Origin of the sequence: Christiangramia flava JLT2011, assembly GCF_001951155.1 — a bacterium.
Classification (GTDB): domain Bacteria; phylum Bacteroidota; class Bacteroidia; order Flavobacteriales; family Flavobacteriaceae; genus Christiangramia; species Christiangramia flava.
The window spans coordinates 2029049-2048751 of record NZ_CP016359.1 but is presented as its reverse complement, the minus strand read 5'-3'; the positions used below and the strand labels follow the sequence as shown (position 1 = coordinate 2048751).

The window sequence follows — 19703 nt, the reverse complement described above, 5'->3', positions numbered from 1 at the left end:
GCTACATTTCTTTAACGACCTTTTTGGCCGGTTTATCTTTTCTCAGGCCCAGGAACCGCGGGTGTCGCAATTTGTTGGTTTTCGTCCACTCTGTAAAAGCCACCTCGCAAACCATTTTGGGTTGCAACCAGTGTACTTCTTTGGAAGGCAGCGAACCAGGATGCTGAAAAGGGCAATTTTCCTGTGCCACTTCCGTCATGTCAGTTTTGATCTTTTGGAGCATGGAATCTGTAAAACCTGTTCCAACTTTACCTGCATATTGCAGCCCTTCCTGGTCATAAAAACCGATCAGCAAAGCCCCAAAACCCTTCCGCTCGCCCTGAGGATTGGTATACCCGCCGATCACAAATTCCTGCTGATTTTCACATTTGAATTTCATCCAGTTTGAAGACCTGCTGTGCGAGTAGGTGGAATTTGACTTTTTGGCGATGAGACCTTCCCATTTCTTGTGGCAGGCTTCCTTATAAAATTTTTCGCCATCTTTTTTCGGTAGGGAGTAAAGCGGATAGGATCATTAAAATCAAATTCCTTCCGAAGTAATTTTTTCCTCTCCAACAAAGGCGGCAGTCCAACGAGATTAAATCCATCAAGATGCATTACATCAAAGAGATAGAGAAAAACCGCCGTTTTAGAACTGGCAATTTCCTTTTTATCTTTTAAATGCATGCGTTTTTGAAGTTCTGCAAAACTGGTGATCTTTCCTTTGAAGGCGACGATTTCCCCATCTGCTATAAAATCAATTTTCAGCTTTTCGAGGGCTTCAACCAATTCGGGATATGTATTGTTTTCAGACTGCTGATTGCGGGAAAACAACTGCACTTTTTTCCCTTTTTTGAAAACCAGGCAACGTTCCCCGTCCAGTTTTCGTTCGTAGATCCATTCTTCGTCTGAAAAGACCTCGTGGGTGAGTTTTGCCAGCATGGGTTCCATCCAGTCTGGCTGCGCTTCTTTTTGAAGAAGCTCCCGAAATTCTTCAGAAATTTCCGCAGAAAGATCAGCCATTTTTTTCCGCGTCCTTTTGAATTTCTTTCATCGTTCTTCCTGTTAAAACCGATTTCTTCTCGGTGCTCACCGGGTTTCTCCTGGCATCAGCCTGGTCATCATCCACTTTTTTCAGGATCCATTGCTCCTTTTCCCCTTTCCGCGTACGAATAAGCGTATATCCGCCCCGCAGCTTCTTTCCATTCAAAATAAAAGTACTGTGCCCTTCCCTCAATTGTTCGGCCATACTGATCTTCTCGCCCTGATCGTTGGTTTTATCATTCTCGTAAGTACCCGCATCCCAGACCATGACCGTTCCCCCGCCATACTGGCCTTCCGGGATTACTCCCTCAAAATCGGCATAATTCAACGGGTGATCCTCCGTCCTGATGGCCAGTCGCTTTACATGAGGATCTGTGGAAGGGCCTTTAGGCACTGCCCAGCTTTTCAGCACCCCGTCTACTAAAAGCCTGAAATCGAAGTGCAGGTTGGTCGCGTTATGCATCTGAATGACAAAAATCTGTTTGTCTTCGTCCTTTTTGTGCACCTCATCGCCGAACGGTTCCGCGGAAATATCAAAATCGCGCTTTTCCCGGTATTTCTTCAGAAAATCCTTTGCCATTTTTTATAGATTATGGGTTTTTGCGAGGTCATCTGCAAGCTGTGAATCCCCTCCCTTACCACGTTTCCGGAGTTGGTCCATGACCCGGTTCACATCTTCAGGATGATAGGACTGGTGATGCTTGGAAATTCCTTCGATTTTAACTGGCTGCAACCAGAAACCGGTAATAAGAGGAAGGTGATCAGCGAGCATTTTGGCCGGAATTTCATCGTAAAACAGCGGTTTTTCCTCTCCCTTTTCAAAAAATGCTACCAACTCTTTCAGGCTAAGCTCCAGTTCTTCCCGGCTTTGAATCCTGATTTTGGCATTTACGTGAACCGCAGAATAATCCCAGGTGCTGATGTCTTTTTCGCGATACCACGAAGCCGAAACATAGGCGTGTGGCCCCTGGAAAATGATGAGCGCATCTGCACCCTCTTTTAAATACTGCTGCTGTTCGTTGTGATTGGCCATATGTGAAAACAGCAAAAAATCAGTTGCACTTCCCTTAGGGAGGACCGGAATATGGGTTGCCAGCAACCGCTGGCCGTTCATTACTAGAGTGGCAAACGGGTGCTTTTTGATGAACTCATAAAAAAAAGCATTCTCGTCCTTCCGATATTTTTCCGGTCTGTACATTTTATTCTGATTAATGATGAAAAGGGCATTTCCAGCCTTTTTCAACTGCTCTACCGCTATATTGGCGAGCTTCGCTATTACTTCCAAAATCTTCGAGCATCGGGTTGATCGTTCCCTGCAAGGCGCGATCCCGATCACGGATGCGATCCCTGATGGCTTCATACGTTCCCATTTCCCGCAGCTTTTCAAACTGCCAGTGAAGGTTAAACGCCAGAGCCGCATGCGGACTCTGCCTGGCCTTTCTCGAAGCCTGTGGATGCAAACCCACGATATAAAAAGCCTTCCCGCAGAGACTGAAACTGAAATGTTCATTTTCAGGATCGGCACTCACCTCCTGGTCCCAGTCGCAATGATCTGCCTGGTGCAGAAAATGCAACTGTTTCCACAGCAGTTTTTCAAATTCAATTTCGGAATATTTCGGCGAATTCGGAAATACCGCTAAAAATGTTTCAAAATCATTTGATTCAAAATCATAGTTCTCCACGTAACTTTTCAAATCCCTAATCAGTTTCTGCGCAGTTTCCGCGGTTCCGAATGAGGGATATTCAAATAATTGCACCTTATCCATACTGAAAACGGTTTGCGCCATCATACACGGGTGCTCGTTTTCCAGGATAAAATCCTCAAAGTCGGATTTCAGCTTTAACTTAGGATCCTGAGTGATATTCTTAGAATTTCGGGTAGTTGTATCGATGGTTTTCATAGGTTTATTTTTTAACATTTTTCAGAAGCCATTGTTCCAGTTCTGTTTCTTCATCTGAAGTATGCAAAACCGATATATCACCGGTCGTTTCAAAGATTACCGCTCGTACCTGTTGCAGTTTCAGCACATTAGCCTCTCGCAGTTTCGAGCGCAGATCATCTTCACTAACCCTGGCTTTTTTTAAGTTTTTATGTAAGATTTCAGTACCGTTCATCAGCAGCAATGGGGAATTATCTACCGCGGCCTTGATGAATTCAAAACGCCTTAACAGCGCCACGCTCAACTGCAGGAGATAGATCGAGGCCAGCCCAATGATGCCTTCCAGCAAACTCACGCTGGCAGAAAGCACCGTGGTCGCAATGACCGATCCTACGGCCACGGTCATCGCAAAATCAAAACTGGACATTTTGGAAAAACTGCGTTTACCCGCCAGTCTCGTAAAAACGATGATCGCAATGTAGATTCCTACGGCGCTCAAAACAATGGCAAGGAGCGTGACCCAGTCTGTACTGAACCATTTTTCAAAAGAACTACTCATCTTAACCTCCAATGATTTCGCCACCATTAATATGAATTACCTGGCCGGTCATGTAACTGCTGTCTTCACAGGCAAGAAACACATAGGCAGGTCCTACTTCGCTGGGTTGGCCGGGTCTTCCCATCGGCACTTTCTTTCCAAAGTCTGAAACATCATCGAATGTGGAAGGAATTAACGGCGTCCAGATAGGCCCGGGAGCAATGGCATTGACCCTGATCTTGCGGTCCACCAACATTTTCGACAGCGAACGGGTGAAACTGGTGATGGCTCCTTTCGTGCTGGAATAATCCAGTAAATGCTCGCTCCCGCGGTACGCAGTAACAGAAGTGGTATTGATGATCACGCCTTCTTCCAAGTGTTCAAGTGCCGCCTTGACCATATAGAAGTACGGAAATATGTTATTCTCAAAGGTCTTCTGAAATTGTTTTGAGGAGATCTCTTCTACGTCTGATTTTGGGAATTGCATTGCCGCATTATTTACCAGAATGTCCAGCTTCCCGAATTCACTGATGGTTTTTTCCAGGGCTTTGATACAAAAATCCTCTTTTCGAAGATCACCTTTCAAAATCAGGCATTTCTGGCCTTCCTTTTCTACCAGTTTCCTCGTTTCCCGAGCATCCTCCTGCTCCTCGAGATAAATGATCGCCACATGGGCTCCCTCGCGGGCAAAATGCACTGCGACACTGCGGCCAATCCCGCTGTCTCCCCCGGTGATCAGCGCGACTTTACCTGTTAATTTTTCGCTCCCGCGATAATTCTTCCGGATGATTTCCGGTTTCGGATGCATCTGGTGCTCCTCTCCGGGCTGTGACTGCTGTTGATCAGGCACTTCCTTCACTTTACTCATACTACTTTTTTTAGGTTGGTTTTCAGAATATTTCAGCGGTTAGGCCGTTCTTGTTCTTTAAAAAATTAAATTACAGCCTGTTGACGCCAATTAAATGTTAAGCCGTCTTAAGCATTTCAAAAATTCGCGTTTTCGGTGTCATTTGCGGCAACATCCAAAGCGATTGAACTAAATGGAGAATAATTTCAGAATCAAAAGAATTGGTCATCGTGGCGCCAAAGCCCATATGGCCGAGAATACGCTGGAAAGCATTTCAAAAGCCCTGGAAATTGGCGTGGATCTCATCGAGATCGACGTTCATAAGTGTGCCAGCGGTGAACTCTGGATCCTCCATGACTTCACGCTGGATCGCACCACGAACGGCAGCGGGGAAATTGCAAAAAGATCTGCGGAAGAAATTGCCAGTCTGAAAGTTGAAGGCCGCTATAAAATACCATTGCTCACAGAAGTGCTTGATCTTATCGAGGGCCGGTGCGACATCAATATTGAACTGAAAGGCCTGAACACCGCCGGTCCCGTATGCCGGTTGATCGCTAAAAAGATCAAGGCTGGAAAATGGACCTATTCCAATTTTATCATTTCCAGTTTTCAGAAGAACGAACTTTTCAAGGTGCGGCAGTATGATGAGCAGGTGCCAATTGGCATTCTAAGCAAGGCCAGCGTACCGGAAGCGATAGAGCTGGCTAAAAAACTTCATGCCAGCGCGATCCATCCTTCCCTTGGTATCATCACGCGTGATAACGTGAAACGCTGCCACGAAGAAAACCTGAAAGTGAATGTCTGGACCGTTAACGAATATAATGACATCCAACGCATGCTCGAATTTGGTGTGGACGGGATCATTTCCGATTTTCCTGACAGGCTAAATCAGCCTTTCCTGAAACTGAATCCCTGAGAAAGCCTATTTTTGCAGCATGAATACTTCAGCTTACGATATTTTGATAGTAGGTGGTGGCGCAGCAGGATTTTTTGCGGCCATCAATGCTGCGGAATTTAATCCGAAACTGCGCATCGCGATTCTCGAACGCGGAAAAGAGGTGCTGCAAAAAGTCAAAATTTCGGGTGGTGGCCGCTGCAATGTGACTCATGCTGAATTTCTTCCGAAGGAATTATCAAAAAAATATCCGCGGGGTGAGAAAGAGCTGATCGGCCCTTTTCACAATTTCATGACCGGTGACAGCATTGCCTGGTTCGCGGAAAAAGGAATTGAGCTAAAAACCGAAGAAGACGGGCGTATGTTCCCGGTTACAGATGATTCTCAAACCATTATTGATTGTTTTACGAAAAGCTGCCGCCGCCTCGGGATCGAAATTCTCACGAAAACGAGCCTACAGAATCTTCAGCAGGAAGAGGAAGGCTGGAAGTTGAAAACCTCCCAGGGAAACTTTTCCGCCAAGAAATTACTGCTGGCCACCGGAAGCAATTCCAGGATATGGCAGTTACTGGAAAAATTGGGATACGATATGGTAGAAGCGGTACCGTCTTTATTCACTTTCAATATTCAGGATGACCGTATTGACGGGCTTGCAGGGGTCGCCAGGGAAGCAGAAGTGCGCGTTCAGCAAACCAAATTACAAAGTTCCGAGCCACTGCTCATCACACACTGGGGAATGAGTGGCCCTGCCATTCTCAAATTATCGGCCTGGGGCGCCCGTGAACTACACCGGCTGAAGTACCAATTCCAGATCGAGGTCAACTGGATTCCGGGCATGGAGGCTGATGGTATGCTGGAAAAACTAAAAGAACTGAAAATTGCCCATTCCAGGCAGTTCGTTCCCAGCAGACCGCAATTTGATTTGTCCAAACGGCTCTGGCAAAAACTCGTAAGCGCAGCCAATATTCCTGAAAAGACGAACTGGGCAGACCTAAACAAAAACCAGCTGCAAAGTCTCGCTGAAGAGCTAACCGCCTCCGTATTTCAGGTAAACGGAAAAAGTACTTTTAAGGAAGAATTTGTGACAGCCGGCGGGATTGATCTCAAACAGGTGAATTTCAAAACTTTTGAAAGCAAGATTCATCCTAATTTATTCTTCGCAGGAGAAATCCTCAATATCGATGCGATCACCGGGGGTTTTAATTTTCAGAATGCCTGGACGGGTGGTTTTCTTGCCGCAAAGGCAATGGCAAAAAATTAATTCAGTCGCCAGATCTCAAAATTGAGCGCCATGGCGAACAGCACCCAAACCGCGTAAGGAACGAGCAGGTATGCCGCAGTAGCATTGACGATCCTGAACCATCGAATGGTTATCAGGATGAGGATAAAAAGCGCGGTGATATCGATCAAGGCTAAAAAAGGTTTCTGAAAAGCGAAAAAAAGAAGAAACCAGAATCCATTCAGAAAAAGCTGAAACCCGAAATGGTAGAGGGCTGTTTTTACCCATTTATGATAAAAGCCCTTACTCCAAACGATTCCTGCAGAAATTCCCATCAGAATGTACATAATGATCCAGACCGGACTGAAAATTCCCTGCGGTACTTCGAACCAGGGACGTTGGAGGGAAAAATACCAGTTTTCGAAACCAGCCTGCGCTGCCACCACGCCTAAAACCGCAAAAACCAGGCAGACGCCAATGGCAAAAGAACTCCTTATGAATAGCTTTTTAGACATTTGGTGGTTGGTTGGACTACTAAAATAACAATTTATTTGAATTGTATTTCACCTGCCGGCGTGAAGAAAAGTTTAACTTTGACAAAAAATTCTGAAGATGCTTCACAAGGAATTCGTTCCGGAAACCAGCGAGAACCTCCCAGAAAAAGGGAAAGTGACCTGGCAATCTCCCAGCAATATCGCCCTGGTCAAATACTGGGGAAAAAAAGAAAACCAGATCCCGGCAAACCCGTCGGTGAGTTTTACCCTGAGCAATTGCCACAGCACGACCAGCTTTCAGTATCAACGAACTGAGAGCGCTACGCTGGAATTCGATTTCTATTTTGAAGGGGTTAAAAAGGACGATTTTAAACCGAAGATCCAGAAGTTTTTTGAAAGAATCAGGGATTATTCACCTTACCTGCAATCGTATAAATTGGAGATTCACAGTGAGAATTCCTTTCCTCACAGCAGCGGTATCGCTTCTTCGGCCAGCGGAATGAGTGCGCTAGCTCTTTGCGTAATGAGCCTGGAGAAAGCTATTTTCCCGGAAATGTCTTTGGAATATTTTAATCGGAAAGCCTCCTTTCTGGCTCGTCTTGGCTCCGGAAGCGCGAGCAGAAGTATTGAAGGCCCACTAGTAGAATGGGGAAAACATGCAGATTTTGAAGAATCTTCAGATCTTTTCGGAATAAACTATCCACATGACCTTCATGAGGTGTTCAAAACTTATAAGGATACGATCTTACTGGTTGATAAAGGGCAGAAGACCGTAAGCAGTACCCTGGGACACGATTTGATGCACGGTAACCCGTTTGCCGAAGCGCGTTTTAAACAGGCCAACAGCAACCTGGCTAAATTAATCCCGATCCTGCAAAGCGGCGATCTTCCGGCATTCATCGAGATCGTGGAAAGTGAAGCGCTCAGCCTGCACGCCGTAATGCTCAGCAGTATCCCGTATTTCATCTTAATGAAGCCGAACACCCTGGAAATCATTCAGCGAATCTGGGAATTTCGCAGGGAAACAGGTGTCCCGGTATGCTTTACCCTGGATGCCGGTGCCAATGTGCATGTGCTCTACCCGCAACATTCTGAAAATGAAGTTTTAGAATTGATTAAGAATGAGTTAGTTGCGTATTGTGAGAACGGTCACTATATTTGCGACGAAATTGGCAGTGGAGCGCGACGAATTGACAATGGATAATTGACAATGGATAATGGAGTAGAGAGAATGTGATAAAATCCAAGAGTTTTCAGTTCTCAGCAAAAGTTGTTAATTTGTATAAGTTTCTTACTTCTGAGAAGAAAGAATTTGTAATGTCCATGCAGGTTTTAAGATCTGGAACGGCAATAGGAGCATTGGGTCGTGAAGCAGAACATGCTGAGAGCAAGGCAGATTTTATTCATAAATTGTCAATTGGCCTTAAAGAAGCCAACGAAACAGAATACTGAATTGATCTTTTAAATGAATGTAATTATTTAGATAAAGATTAGTTTGAAGAAATAAGAAATGATATTGAGGAAATATTGAGATTACTCATAGCCATTATTAAAAGCTCAAAACAAAAGTAATTTTCAATTTTCAATTATCAATTTTCAATTGAAAGCATATGAAAGGACCTCTATTCTACTCGAAAATACTTTTGTTTGGTGAATATGGAATTATCAAAGATTCCAAAGGCTTGTCCATCCCTTACAATTTTTATAACGGTGCGCTGAAGGTGGATGAAAACCTAAGCGACATCAGTAAAAAATCGAACGAGAATCTGCGGAAATTTGCTGCATACCTGGAAGAATTGCAGGAAAATAATCCGGAGCTGGTTCATTTCGATCTGGAGTCACTTCGAGCAGATATTGAAAGAGGTATGTATTTCGACTCCAGCATTCCTCAGGGATACGGCGTTGGAAGTAGCGGCGCATTAGTCGCTGCTATTTACGATAAATATGCGACCGATAAAATCACTGTCCTGGAAAATCTTACCCGCGACAAGCTGTTGAAACTGAAGAAGATCTTCGGAGAAATGGAATCTTTTTTCCACGGAAAATCTTCTGGTCTTGACCCACTGAATTCTTATTTAAGCATCCCGATCCTGATCAATTCTAAAGAAAATATTGAACCGGCCGGTATTCCTTCTCAGACCGAAAATGGCACGGGAGCCGTTTTTCTTCTGGATTCAGGGATTACGGGTGAAACAGGCCCAATGGTGAGCATTTTCATGGAGAACATGAAACAGGAACCTTTCAGAAAAATGCTGAAGGAGCAGTTCGTTAAGCATACTGATTCCTGTGTGGAAGATTTCCTGAAGGGTGATGTAAAATCTCTGTTTTCTAACGTAAAGAAACTTTCTCACGTGGTACTGGACAACTTTAAACCTATGATCCCGGCGCAGTTCCATAAACTTTGGAAAAAAGGTATCGAAACCAACGATTACTATCTGAAATTATGCGGTTCCGGTGGCGGCGGGTATATTCTTGGCTTTACCGAGGATATTGAAAAAGCCCGTAAAGCGCTTAAAGGTTACAATTTAGAGGTCGTTTACAACTTCTAAAACTTCAATTACATGTCGGCCAGCAACAAACGCCTGCTACTGAAAATTTTCAGCCTTTTTTCGGTGGTTCGCGGTTACAATATTCTCGTGGTCATCATTGCACAATACCTGACCTCGGCCTTTATCCTGGCCCACGATAAGCCTCTTCGCAAGATCCTTTTTGATCCAAACCTGTTTTTTCTGGTGCTGGCAAGCTCCAGCGTCATTGCATCTGGCTACATCATCAATAATTTTTACGACAGCGAAAAAGACCTCATCAACCGGCCCAAGAAAACCATGCTGGACCGCGTGATCAGCCAGCGAACCAAGCTTTCGGTTTATTTTATGCTGAATTTCGCTTCGATCTTCTTTGCCAGTTATGTTTCATTTCGCGCAGTAGTATTCTTTTCGGCATACATATTTGTGATCTGGCTGTATTCTTACCGCCTGAAGCGCATTCTTTTCCTCGGGAACCTCATCGCTTCGATCCTCACCATCACCCCTTTTTTCGTGATCTTCATTTATTACAAGAACTTTGAAACGGTCATTTTTATCCATGCGATGTTCCTGTACCTGATGATCGTCATGCGGGAACTGGTAAAAGACCTGGAGAACATGCAGGGCGACCTCGCACAGAATTACCAGACCATTCCACTGGTGTATGGCGAAAAATGGAGCAAGTTCTTTTTAAGCATCTGTGCTGTTCTGGCGGTCATCCCGCTTATGTTGCTGGTTTCACGTTTTGAAATTGGGCAAATGGACTATTATTTTTACGCTTCCCTTTTCCTGCTGGTGCTGTTTTTACTCCTGTTATTCTTCAGCAAAGCAAAATGGCAGTATCTTTTATTGCATAATATCCTGAAACTGATCATTGTCGCCGGTGTTTTCAGTATCTTATTGATCGATCTGGATGAGGTGATCAACAGGGTTTTTTAGCGCTAAGCGATTCATTTTAAAACATTTCAATAAAATTGGCTTCCCCGAAGCTAAAACGTATCTTCGCAAAAATTTTGAGCTATGAGTAGAGGCAGTAACGATTCAGGATCCAAATACAGCGGAAGACAGGGCGGCGGAAAAAGGCGCAAGTCTTACGCTCGTGGTAACTCTCCTATTAAGAAAAAAATGGAAAAGAGTCCGCTTTCTAATGAAGATGGGATCAGGCTCAATAAATTCATCGCCAATAGCGGCGTTTGTTCCCGTAGAGAAGCCGATATGTATATTGCAGCCGGGAACGTAACCGTAAACGGGCAAACGGTGACCGAAATGGGTTACCGCGTGAAACTTACAGATGATGTTCGGTTTGACAATCGCAGGCTCAACCCGGAAAAACCGGAATATATTTTATTGAATAAACCCGCAGGATTTTTCGTTACCGGGAACCCCGAAAAAGGCGGGCGCACCGTAATGGAGCTTATTTCCAAGGCGACTTCAGCCAGGGTTTCACCTATCGGGAAGCTCGATAACCAGGCAAAAGGCCTGCTATTATTCACCAATGATGGTACGCTGGCAAAGAAACTGGCCAAACCAAAAAACGGGATTCGCCAGATCTACCAGATCACGCTGGATAAGAACCTATCTTCCGAAGATTTTGAAAAGATCAAAACCGGTGGGGTGTTTATTGAAGGTTCCAAAGTTTCGGTTACAGCCATCAGTTTTATCGAGGATCGCCCGCATACTGAAGTAGGACTGGAACTCAACAGTATCAAGGAACACATCGTGACCAAAATCTTCAAAAGTCTTGGTTATAATGTGGAAAGCCTCGACCGCGTGGTCTTTGGCGGACTCACTAAAAAGGACCTACCAAGAGGTCGTTTTCGCAACCTGACGCAGCAGGAAGTGATCAATTTGGGAATGCTATAAATTTTTTAAGCAAGGTTTACTTTTTTTAATACTTTTACATTGTCAAAAAATACAGAAGCCGGGTGAAAATTCCGGCTTTTTATCGATTTGTATGTAATTGAGAAAAAGCTTAAAATCCCGAATCACGCACGCCAGATCGCTGGCCGTCAATGGCATTCGAACTTTCCGAAAATCTTCCGCAGGCTTTCTTAACATTAATTTACCAGTCGATTTTTTTGACCCTTTAAATTATTCTCTAATTTTTAGCTTTAAAAATTTCCGCAAAAATTGAATACCAAGTACAGCGACCTGATCGATCAGACCTATTATTTCCCTCAGGAGGAATTCACTTTAGAAGGCTCTGAACTCAGGTTCCACGACATCGACCTAATGGAGCTGGTTAAGAAATACGGTGCTCCATTGAAATTCACCTATCTGCCAAAGATATCAGACAACATTAACCGCGCAAAAGGCTGGTTTAAAAGTGCTATTGAAAAGCACAATTATAAGGGGTCTTATAATTATTGTTATTGCACGAAAAGCTCGCATTTTGAACATGTGCTGAATGAAGCGCTGAAGAATGATATCCATATCGAAACCTCTTCAGCTTTCGATATCAATATTGTTGAAAAACTGAAGCAAAACGGCAAACTCAGCAATGATAACTGGGTGATTTGTAACGGTTTTAAAAGAGACCAGTACATTGAAAACATCAGCAGGTTATTGAATGGCGGCCATAAAAAGTGTATTCCGGTGATCGACAATTACGAGGAGCTTGACCTGTTGACTGAAAAGATCGACAGTAAATTCCAGGTTGGCATCAGGATCGCCTCAGAAGAAGAGCCGAAATTTGAATTTTATACTTCGAGACTTGGGATTGGCTATAAAGATATCGTTCCGTTCTACAAGAAGCAGATCATGGAAAATGAGCAGGTAGACCTGCGCATGCTGCATTTCTTTATCAATACCGGTATACGTGATACCGCCTATTACTGGAACGAACTCAATAAATGTTTAAAAGTTTACATCAACCTGAAGCGCATTTGCCCTTCTCTGGATAGCCTGAACATTGGTGGCGGCTTCCCGATCAAGAATTCCCTGGCCTTTGATTACGATTATGCCTATATGGTTGAAGAGATCGTGAACCAGATCCAACTGGCCTGTGAAGAGGCAGAGGTAGATGTTCCCAATATTTTCACAGAATTCGGAAGTTTCACCGTTGGTGAAAGCGGCGGTGCGATCTACGAGATTTTGTACCAGAAACAGCAGAACGATCGTGAAAAATGGAATATGATCAATTCCTCTTTCATTACCACCCTGCCAGATACCTGGGCGATCAGCAAAAAATTCGTCATGCTGGCGATCAATCGCTGGAATGATGAATATGAGCGCGTATTACTGGGTGGCCTTACCTGTGACAGCGACGATTATTACAACTCTGAGCAGCACACCAACGCCATCTATTTGCCGAAGTTCAAACGGGAGAAACCGCTCTACATTGGCTTTTTCAATACCGGCGCCTACCAGGAAACGATTGGCGGTTACGGTGGTTTGCAACACTGCCTTATCCCTACTCCAAAGCATATTCTCATCGATAAGGACGAGAATGGGAACATCAGCACTAAAGTTTTTGCCGAACAGCAAAAAGCAAGTGAAATGCTGGAAATTCTGGGATACAACTAATGCCGTTAAATTTTTATACATTTAAACAACTAATAACCAATTAAATAAACCATGAGTAGAAAGAATTACGCCGGGATACCCGATAAATATGCCCGTCTGGACGAGGCTAAGGTGGTATTGATTCCTGTGCCGTACGACGGTACCAGCACCTGGCAAAAAGGAGCCGATAAAGGCCCGGATGCTTTTTTGGATGCTTCAGAGAATATGGAACTCTATGACATAGAAACCCGTTCCGAAGTCTATAAAAAAGGGGTTTATCTTGCACCGCCGGTTACCGAGGATGCTTCTCCTGAAAAAATGGTGGAGGCTGTCTACAAAACGACGAAGAACTACATCAAACAGGAAAAGTTCGTAACGCTTTTTGGAGGGGAGCATTCTATTTCCATAGGAAGTATTCGCGCTTTCAATGAATCGTTTGAAGATCTTACCGTGGTTCAGATCGATGCTCATGCCGATCTCAGACCGGAATATGAGGGTTCCAAATGCAATCACGCCTGTGCCGTTTACGAAGCCAGTAAAGAGACCAACCTCATACAGGTTGGCATTCGCTCTATGGATGTTTCAGAAACGGAACATATGGACGAAAACCAGGTTTATTTCGCTCATGATCTTTATGAAGACTGGATGGATGATGCCATTGGCCAGATGACACCCAACGTATTCCTAACGATTGATCTGGATGCCTTTGATCCTTCCATTATGCCTTCTACCGGAACGCCGGAACCAGGCGGACTTTTCTGGTACGAGACGCTTGATTTTCTAAGAATGATCTTCAAGAAAAAAAATGTGGTTGGCTTTGACATTGTAGAGCTTTGCCCGAATAAAGAGGAGAAATCATCAGATTTTCTTGCGGCGAAGCTTTATTATAAGATGCTCAGCTACAAATTCAAATATTTAAATTATAACGAAGAAGACGACGAAGATGAATAAAGGACATATTTCCCAGTTCATAGAAAAATATTACCTGCATTTCAATGCTGCCGCACTGGTAGATGCTGCTAAAGATTACGAAAAGCAGCTGGAAAATGGTGCTAAAATGCTTGTTTCCCTTGCAGGTGCGATGAGTACTGCAGAACTAGGTAAAATTTTTGCCGAAATGATTCGTCAGGGAAAAGTAGATATTATTTCCTGTACGGGTGCCAACCTGGAGGAAGATGTGATGAACCTGGTTGCACACAGCCATTACAAACGCGTTCCAAATTATCGTGATCTAACCCCGCAGGAAGAATGGGATCTGCTGGAAAAAGGACTGAACCGCGTGACCGATACCTGCATCCCTGAAGAAGAGGCATTCCGCAGAATACAGGAACATATTTTCAAGATCTGGAAAGATGCAGATGATAAAGGAGAAAGATACCTGCCGCATGAATACCTGTACAAATTGCTATTAAGCGGAGTGCTGGAAGAGTATTACGAAATTGACCTGAAAGATAGCTGGATGTACGCCGCTGCGGAAAAGAATTTACCAATAGTTTGCCCGGGTTGGGAAGACAGTACTTTAGGGAATATTTTCGCTTCCTACGTGATCAAAGGGGAATTGAAAGCGACTACTATGAAATCGGGTATCGAATACATGACCTTTTTAGCCGACTGGTATACCGATAATTCTGAAAAAGGTATTGGTTTCTTCCAGATTGGTGGTGGTATTGCAGGTGATTTCCCAATTTGTGTAGTGCCAATGTTATACCAGGATCTTGAAAGAACAGATACCCCTTTCTGGAGCTATTTCTGTCAGATTTCAGACTCTACAACGAGTTACGGTTCCTACTCCGGTGCCGTTCCAAATGAAAAGATCACCTGGGGAAAACTGGATATTAACACTCCAAAACATATAATCGAAAGTGATGCTACGATCGTGGCGCCGCTTATTTTTGCCTATCTCTTAGATATGTAATTAACACAGTTTTACAACAACTTAAAGCTACTCGATGTAAATAATTGCTTAACATTGAGTAGCTTTTTGCTTTATGAAAAAACTGATCCTAACCTTCGTCTCTTTATTTCTTTTCATCCTTAGCTCCTGTCATACACCAAGCTATACTTTTAGCACCAGGTCTTCAAATGATCCAATCAAATTTCAAGAAGGGAACTACCTGGTTTATACAAGAGATATCCCAACACGATTGCAAAAAGATTTTGAAAAAGAATTACTGGAAAATTTTTCAGCTTATGTTGGGCGTAATAATCTAAAGCTGGCCAGTGAAACCAGCGGACTCATTTTGCCAGCCCGAATTCCTATTTCGCCCGATAAAAAATTACTAAACGAGCTGAAAATTGGGGCAGAATCGTTCGATTATCTAATCAATATCCATACGAATATGGCAAGCGATGATATAGGTTCCATGCAAATTGGGAATCTGTCATCATCTGACAGGAACAGTGTTTCGGTGAGCCTCGAAATCATCGATTTAAACGTACCAGGAAGTATTTATATTCAGGAAGTTTACTCCGTTCTGCAGGCTTATAAAGATACCAAAGATTTTTCCTTTGCCGTCACAGCGGAAAAAATGATGGACAAATCTTTCAAAAAGATACTTTCAAGAATTGAGAAAAATTATATCGACTAATTATGGGAAACTGGTTGGTATTCGGATTAGGATTTTTAGCGCAATTGCTTTTTTCAGCGAGGCTGATCACGCAATGGTTAAAATCTGAAAAGTCCAAAAAAGTCGAAACGCCGGTACTCTTCTGGAAACTGAGCCTGCTCGGCGCCATTTTTCTTTTTATCTACGGTTTTCTTCGGAATGACCTTGCGATCATGATTGGCCAGTTCCTAACCTATGGTCTTTATTGGCGTAATCTTAAAATTCAGCATGAATGGAGCGATCGCAATATTATCTTCAAAATTAGCACAACCATTATCCCTTTTCTATTGGTCGCCTACGTGATTTTCTTCGGAAACCTGAACTGGAGCGATCTTTTTAAAGGTGAGAATCTTTCGGAATGGATCGTAATTATGGGAATCGTTGGGCAGATCGTTTACACCTCCAGATTCTTCTATCAGTGGTATTATTCAGAAAAACATAACGAATCCAGCCTGCCTCGAATATTCTGGATTCTTAGCTTAATTGGCTCCTGTATTCTTTTTACTTATGGAATTTTCAGAAAAGATCCGGTTTTAATGTCGGCTCACTTTTTCGGCGCGTTAATTTATGTCCGAAATCTTTACCTCATCAAGAAAGCCAGCTGCCAGGAAGAGCATCCAAAACATTTATGTTAGCAGTGCCTGAAAAGGCTTTTTTCTTCCGAATAATTCCAACATAAAATACGAAGCAACTGCCAGATATTCCAGTGCTACCAGCCATAGATTCTCCTGGTATTCCGGGTTGGAATAGGCAACATAACTAAGAATGATCACCAGGGTCCAGATGATCATATACCTGAAACTTGTAAAAATCGAGAGCATCAATGGGATGGTTAAATACCACGGATGAACGGTCGTGGAAAACAGTAGATATATACTTACCGCAAAAAGCATACTGGTGAAAAGCTGTTTCAGGTTTTCAGCTTTCCGAAGAAAAGTCAGGATCATAATTAGTAAAAAGGTACAGATCGCCAGAGCTGTCCCTGCACTTTCGATAATATTATAGCCTTTATCCAGGTAACCGAACCAGCGAACGATATAATAAATACTCGCATTCCATTCAAATTTATCAAACCACAGCCCTATACTGGAAGAAAAATTTTGAACCACCTCTTCGGAATAAAATGGAAGAAAACTGACCATTACCACGAGGCTGGTAACAAGATAATAAACCGGCAATTTTAAAAGATTTCTCTTTTCCCTGAAATAAGGAATCAAAAATGGCAACAGCACTAAGGGCAAAAGTTTTACCGAGATGGCTAAACCCATCAAAACAGCCGAAAGCAACCATTTTTTCTGATAGAGCAAGTACAGGGAAAACACCAGAAAGAAAGCCATAACACCTTCAAAATGCAGATTACCGGTAAGCTCGATGATCACAAAAGGATTCAGAATATACCAGAAAATACGATGTTGGGGCAAATCAAGCTTTTTTAGCAGCTTCCAGCCAATAAAGAGCGTCCCGATATCTGCCAGTATTAAAATGATGCGCATGACCACCACAGAGCCAAGAATGCTTTCTGGCGATAGAAATCCCGCGATTCCAAAGATCAACTGACTCACCGGAGGATAATTCGAATAATGACCAGCACTTAAATTACCCATTCCGGCAACCAGTTCCCCGCCTTGGGATAAATTAAAATCTGGTTGCTGCATTAGTTGATCTGGCGTAAACTGATATGGATTCATTCCTTCAGCAATAAGCCTTCCATCCCAAATAAACCGGAAATAATCCTGGGAAAGATCTGGAAGCGCCAGTAACCACACTAACCGAAATACCAATGCAGCTCCGGCCAGAAACCAGAAATTATTTTTCTGCATTTGTATCAGATTAAAGCTTAAGTAAAATAATGCCAGGTATAATCCGGCTAATTTGAAAAAATCGGTACGATCGAGATCGTAAGCGAAAGAAAAATAGAAAGCTGTACAGGACAGCACGAAGATGATCGGCAATTTGTAAAGTTGCAATTTCTTAAGATCCATCAAAAAGCTTTGCCGCTAAAATAGCTAAACTTCGGCTTTCAGACTATTGAAGAAAACAAAACCGAATCCGCTGAACAACATAAGGTGAAAAACAAGTAATCCGAAGTCATTTAAATGGAATGCGCTCCAAATGGCAAAACCGAAATAGAGAAACAGCAAACCTTCGATCACGATATTTTTAGAAAAGCGGCCGCTTAAATAACGATTTCCTTTCCAGCTGTCTTTCAGGTTGGAGATATTAAATTTCGGCGTACGAATAAATTCAGATTTTTTTCCAAAATGTCCTTCCAGAACTGCCAGGCTGTTGTGAACAGAAAATCCCATAGCGATAGAGAAAAACGTCAAAAACATCCCGATAAACCTGAAAAATGTTCTGAAAGAATTTCCATGAATACGGGCATAAGCCACATAATAGCAAACAAAAAAGATCAAGGTACTTACGGCAAAAGCGGCAAGAACATTAAAATACCAGCTGAATGCAGGATTGGTGCTTTTTATATACAGAACTGGAACACTTAGGATCGACAGTAGTAAAACGATCAAAAACATGCTGGAATTCAGCAAGTGAAAGAAACCATGAAATTTGGTACTAAAAGAAACCGATGAATCATTCAGCAATTTCCAGTAATTTTTTCTGAAATTTTCAGCTGCGCCTTTATTCCACCTAAATTGCTGACTTCGTGCCGCACTGATCACAACCGGCAATTCAGCCGGAGTTTCGACATTCTCGAGGTATTTGAAATCCCATTTTTTCATCTGGGCGCGGTAACTTAGGTCCAGATCTTCGGTTAACGTATCGCCACTCCAATTACCGGCATCAAGAATACACTCTCTTCGCCAGATGCCGGCTGTACCATTAAAATTGATAAAATTCCTCCCGAAGTTTCTACCGGTTTGCTCCAGAATAAAATGAAAGTCCAGAGCAAATGCCTGAATTCTGGTCAGCAATGAATAATCGCGATTCAAATGACCCCAGCGCGTCTGCACCACGCCTATATTTTCGTTCTTAAAATATGGAACGGTTTCTTTCAGCCAGTTTTCTCCCGGAACGAAATCAGAATCGAATACCGCGATGAATTCCCCGCTGGCGATCTGCAAACCTTCCTTCAATGCCCCGGCTTTAAAACCGACACGTTTTTCTCTTCGGATATGCTGAATATTCAACCCGTCATTTTGTAATTCCGAAATAATTCCTGCCGTTTTTAAAACAGACTGATCGGTGGAATCATCTAAAACCTGGATCTCCAGCTTATTTTTTGGATAATCTATTTTGGCAATATTCCGAAGCAGTCGCTCCACCACGTAATATTCATTGTAAAGTGGCAGCTGGATGGTTACCTGCGGATACCCTTCAACATTAAAATCAAATTTTTCTGAAGTATCGACGCTTCGTTTCGCGCGGAAATAATTGATCAATAAATGCAGTTGGGACAGGCTGTACAGGAAAATCACCAGTAAAGCCAGCGTGTACACAACAATTATCGCACTATCAATCATTTAAAACTGTATTTAAAGATCCAGCCAAGGATTTTTATGCCTGCAAATATAGCACCTTTCACCGTTCCGGAAACTTTTGATACGCCTATCCGGTTTCTGTAGTGAACGGGAACCTCGGCATAGCTTAAGTTTTGTCGTAAAGCTTTCAGCTGCATTTCAACGGTCCAGCCATAAGTCTTGTCTTCCATTTGCAATTGCAGCAATTTCTCATATTTGATCGCCCGAAATGGTCCAAGATCTGTAAACTCTGATTTGAAAAATACTTTCATCAGTGATGTGGCAAGCCAGTTTCCGAAGATCTGCGGAAAGGTCATGGAGCCTTTTTCCCGCCATTCAGCAACCCTGGCACCAATGACCAGGTCTTTATTTTCTTCCTGGATCGGCTTTAAAATCAGGTCCATTTCCTGCGGAAAATCACTATAATCACCATCAAGAAATACGATAATATCAGGCTTTTGGTTTTGTGCGGCGATATGCGCCATTCCGTTTAAACACGCATAACCATAACCTTTCTGAGCTTCGGAAAGTACCGTAGCTCCGGCTTTTCTTGCAACTTCTTCCGTAGCATCGGTCGAATTATTACTTACCACGATCACCTCCTCAACATAGCCTGGAATATCGTTTATAACATGACCAATCGAATCTGCCTCGTTATGGGCTGGAATAATAACCTTGATTATTGAATGCTGCAAG

General features: G+C 43.1%; 23 protein-coding genes. 12 read left to right on the top strand and 11 right to left on the bottom strand.

The window, feature by feature from the left end; genetic code table 11:
* Nucleotide 1: 1 nt before the first annotated feature.
* Genes GRFL_RS18155 through GRFL_RS08890 form a run of 7 tightly spaced genes read right to left on the bottom strand, consistent with a single transcriptional unit; the run spans nt 2 to nt 4309 of the window.
* Entirely contained in the window at nt 2–430 is a 429-nt protein-coding gene (locus GRFL_RS18155; protein ID WP_423738267.1) for an ATP dependent DNA ligase, read from the bottom strand.
* Nucleotides 376–1002, bottom strand: coding sequence for an ATP-dependent DNA ligase (locus GRFL_RS18150; RefSeq protein WP_206601042.1), 627 nt, complete (start codon nt 1000–1002; stop codon nt 376–378). Before GRFL_RS18150 ends, GRFL_RS18155 begins: the two co-directional genes overlap by 55 nt.
* The gene (locus tag GRFL_RS08910; RefSeq protein ID WP_083644286.1) at nt 995–1603 is read right to left on the bottom strand and encodes a DNA polymerase ligase N-terminal domain-containing protein; all 609 of its coding nucleotides are present in this window, start codon (nt 1601–1603) and stop codon (nt 995–997) included. The genes GRFL_RS18150 and GRFL_RS08910 overlap by 8 nt, the downstream gene beginning before the upstream one ends.
* A gap of 3 nt (nt 1604–1606) precedes the next feature.
* Nucleotides 1607–2221: an FMN-binding negative transcriptional regulator gene (locus GRFL_RS08905; RefSeq protein WP_083644285.1), complete on the bottom strand. Its 615-nt coding sequence runs from the start codon at nt 2219–2221 to the stop codon at nt 1607–1609.
* Nucleotides 2222–2231: 10 nt separating this feature from the next.
* The gene (gene gntA / locus GRFL_RS08900; protein WP_083646045.1) at nt 2232–2924 is read right to left on the bottom strand and encodes a guanitoxin biosynthesis heme-dependent pre-guanitoxin N-hydroxylase GntA; all 693 of its coding nucleotides are present in this window, start codon (nt 2922–2924) and stop codon (nt 2232–2234) included.
* Nucleotides 2925–2928: 4 nt separating this feature from the next.
* A complete protein-coding gene (locus GRFL_RS08895; protein ID WP_083644284.1) occupies nt 2929–3462 on the bottom strand; it encodes a DUF421 domain-containing protein in 534 nt (177 codons plus the stop codon).
* A gap of 1 nt (nt 3463) precedes the next feature.
* The gene (locus GRFL_RS08890; RefSeq protein ID WP_083644283.1) at nt 3464–4309 is read right to left on the bottom strand and encodes an SDR family oxidoreductase; all 846 of its coding nucleotides are present in this window, start codon (nt 4307–4309) and stop codon (nt 3464–3466) included.
* A 172-nt stretch (nt 4310–4481) separates the two neighbouring features.
* Here GRFL_RS08890 and GRFL_RS08885 point away from each other — a divergent pair, with 172 nt between their 5' ends.
* Entirely contained in the window at nt 4482–5204 is a 723-nt protein-coding gene (locus tag GRFL_RS08885; protein WP_083644282.1) for a glycerophosphodiester phosphodiesterase, read from the top strand.
* Between the two features lie 19 nt (nt 5205–5223).
* On the top strand, nt 5224–6444 hold the full coding sequence (locus GRFL_RS08880) for a BaiN/RdsA family NAD(P)/FAD-dependent oxidoreductase (protein ID WP_083644281.1): 1221 nt from the start codon (nt 5224–5226) through the stop codon (nt 6442–6444).
* Here GRFL_RS08880 and GRFL_RS08875 read toward each other — a convergent pair.
* Nucleotides 6441–6917, bottom strand: a complete 477-nt coding sequence (locus GRFL_RS08875; RefSeq protein WP_083644280.1) for a TspO/MBR family protein — start codon at nt 6915–6917, stop codon at nt 6441–6443. The two genes, GRFL_RS08880 and GRFL_RS08875, sit on opposite strands and share 4 nt — an antisense overlap.
* 97 nt (nt 6918–7014) lie before the next feature.
* On the opposite strand from GRFL_RS08875, the gene mvaD reads away from it, so the two are divergent.
* From mvaD to GRFL_RS08825, 10 genes are all read left to right on the top strand, one after another.
* Nucleotides 7015–8100, top strand: coding sequence for a diphosphomevalonate decarboxylase (mvaD, locus tag GRFL_RS08870; protein ID WP_083644279.1), 1086 nt, complete (start codon nt 7015–7017; stop codon nt 8098–8100).
* 29 nt (nt 8101–8129) lie between these two features.
* On the top strand, nt 8130–8348 hold the full coding sequence (locus tag GRFL_RS18340; RefSeq protein WP_341475741.1) for a four helix bundle protein: 219 nt from the start codon (nt 8130–8132) through the stop codon (nt 8346–8348).
* A gap of 158 nt (nt 8349–8506) precedes the next feature.
* Nucleotides 8507–9445 carry a mevalonate kinase family protein gene (locus GRFL_RS08860; RefSeq protein WP_083644278.1) on the top strand — a complete coding sequence of 313 codons (939 nt, stop codon included), beginning with the start codon at nt 8507–8509 and terminating at the stop codon, nt 9443–9445.
* A 12-nt stretch (nt 9446–9457) separates the two neighbouring features.
* Nucleotides 9458–10360, top strand: a complete 903-nt coding sequence (locus GRFL_RS08855; protein WP_083644277.1) for a geranylgeranylglycerol-phosphate geranylgeranyltransferase — start codon at nt 9458–9460, stop codon at nt 10358–10360.
* Nucleotides 10361–10441: 81 nt separating this feature from the next.
* Nucleotides 10442–11284 carry a pseudouridine synthase gene (locus GRFL_RS08850; RefSeq protein ID WP_083644276.1) on the top strand — a complete coding sequence of 281 codons (843 nt, stop codon included), beginning with the start codon at nt 10442–10444 and terminating at the stop codon, nt 11282–11284.
* 267 nt (nt 11285–11551) lie between these two features.
* Nucleotides 11552–12946, top strand: coding sequence for an arginine decarboxylase (locus GRFL_RS08845; protein WP_083644275.1), 1395 nt, complete (start codon nt 11552–11554; stop codon nt 12944–12946).
* 51 nt (nt 12947–12997) lie between these two features.
* On the top strand, nt 12998–13876 hold the full coding sequence (gene speB, locus GRFL_RS08840) for an agmatinase (RefSeq protein ID WP_083644274.1): 879 nt from the start codon (nt 12998–13000) through the stop codon (nt 13874–13876).
* Complete coding sequence (locus GRFL_RS08835; RefSeq protein ID WP_083644273.1) at nt 13869–14840, top strand: deoxyhypusine synthase family protein; 972 nt, start codon at nt 13869–13871, stop codon at nt 14838–14840. Before speB ends, GRFL_RS08835 begins: the two co-directional genes overlap by 8 nt.
* 73 nt (nt 14841–14913) lie before the next feature.
* Nucleotides 14914–15513: a hypothetical protein gene (locus GRFL_RS08830; protein WP_083644272.1), complete on the top strand. Its 600-nt coding sequence runs from the start codon at nt 14914–14916 to the stop codon at nt 15511–15513.
* A 2-nt stretch (nt 15514–15515) separates the two neighbouring features.
* Complete coding sequence (locus tag GRFL_RS08825; protein ID WP_083644271.1) at nt 15516–16166, top strand: lipid-A-disaccharide synthase N-terminal domain-containing protein; 651 nt, start codon at nt 15516–15518, stop codon at nt 16164–16166.
* Here the strand turns inward: GRFL_RS08825 and GRFL_RS08820 are convergent.
* Genes GRFL_RS08820 through GRFL_RS08810 form a run of 3 tightly spaced genes read right to left on the bottom strand, consistent with a single transcriptional unit; the run spans nt 16158 to nt 19702 of the window.
* The gene (locus GRFL_RS08820; protein ID WP_083644270.1) at nt 16158–17513 is read right to left on the bottom strand and encodes an MptA/MptB family glycosyltransferase; all 1356 of its coding nucleotides are present in this window, start codon (nt 17511–17513) and stop codon (nt 16158–16160) included. The two genes, GRFL_RS08825 and GRFL_RS08820, sit on opposite strands and share 9 nt — an antisense overlap.
* A 24-nt stretch (nt 17514–17537) precedes the next feature.
* Entirely contained in the window at nt 17538–19010 is a 1473-nt protein-coding gene (locus GRFL_RS08815; protein WP_083644269.1) for a cellulose synthase family protein, read from the bottom strand.
* Nucleotides 19007–19702, bottom strand: a complete 696-nt coding sequence (locus GRFL_RS08810) for a glycosyltransferase family 2 protein (protein WP_083644268.1) — start codon at nt 19700–19702, stop codon at nt 19007–19009. The genes GRFL_RS08815 and GRFL_RS08810 overlap by 4 nt, the downstream gene beginning before the upstream one ends.
* Nucleotide 19703 lies beyond the last annotated feature (1 nt).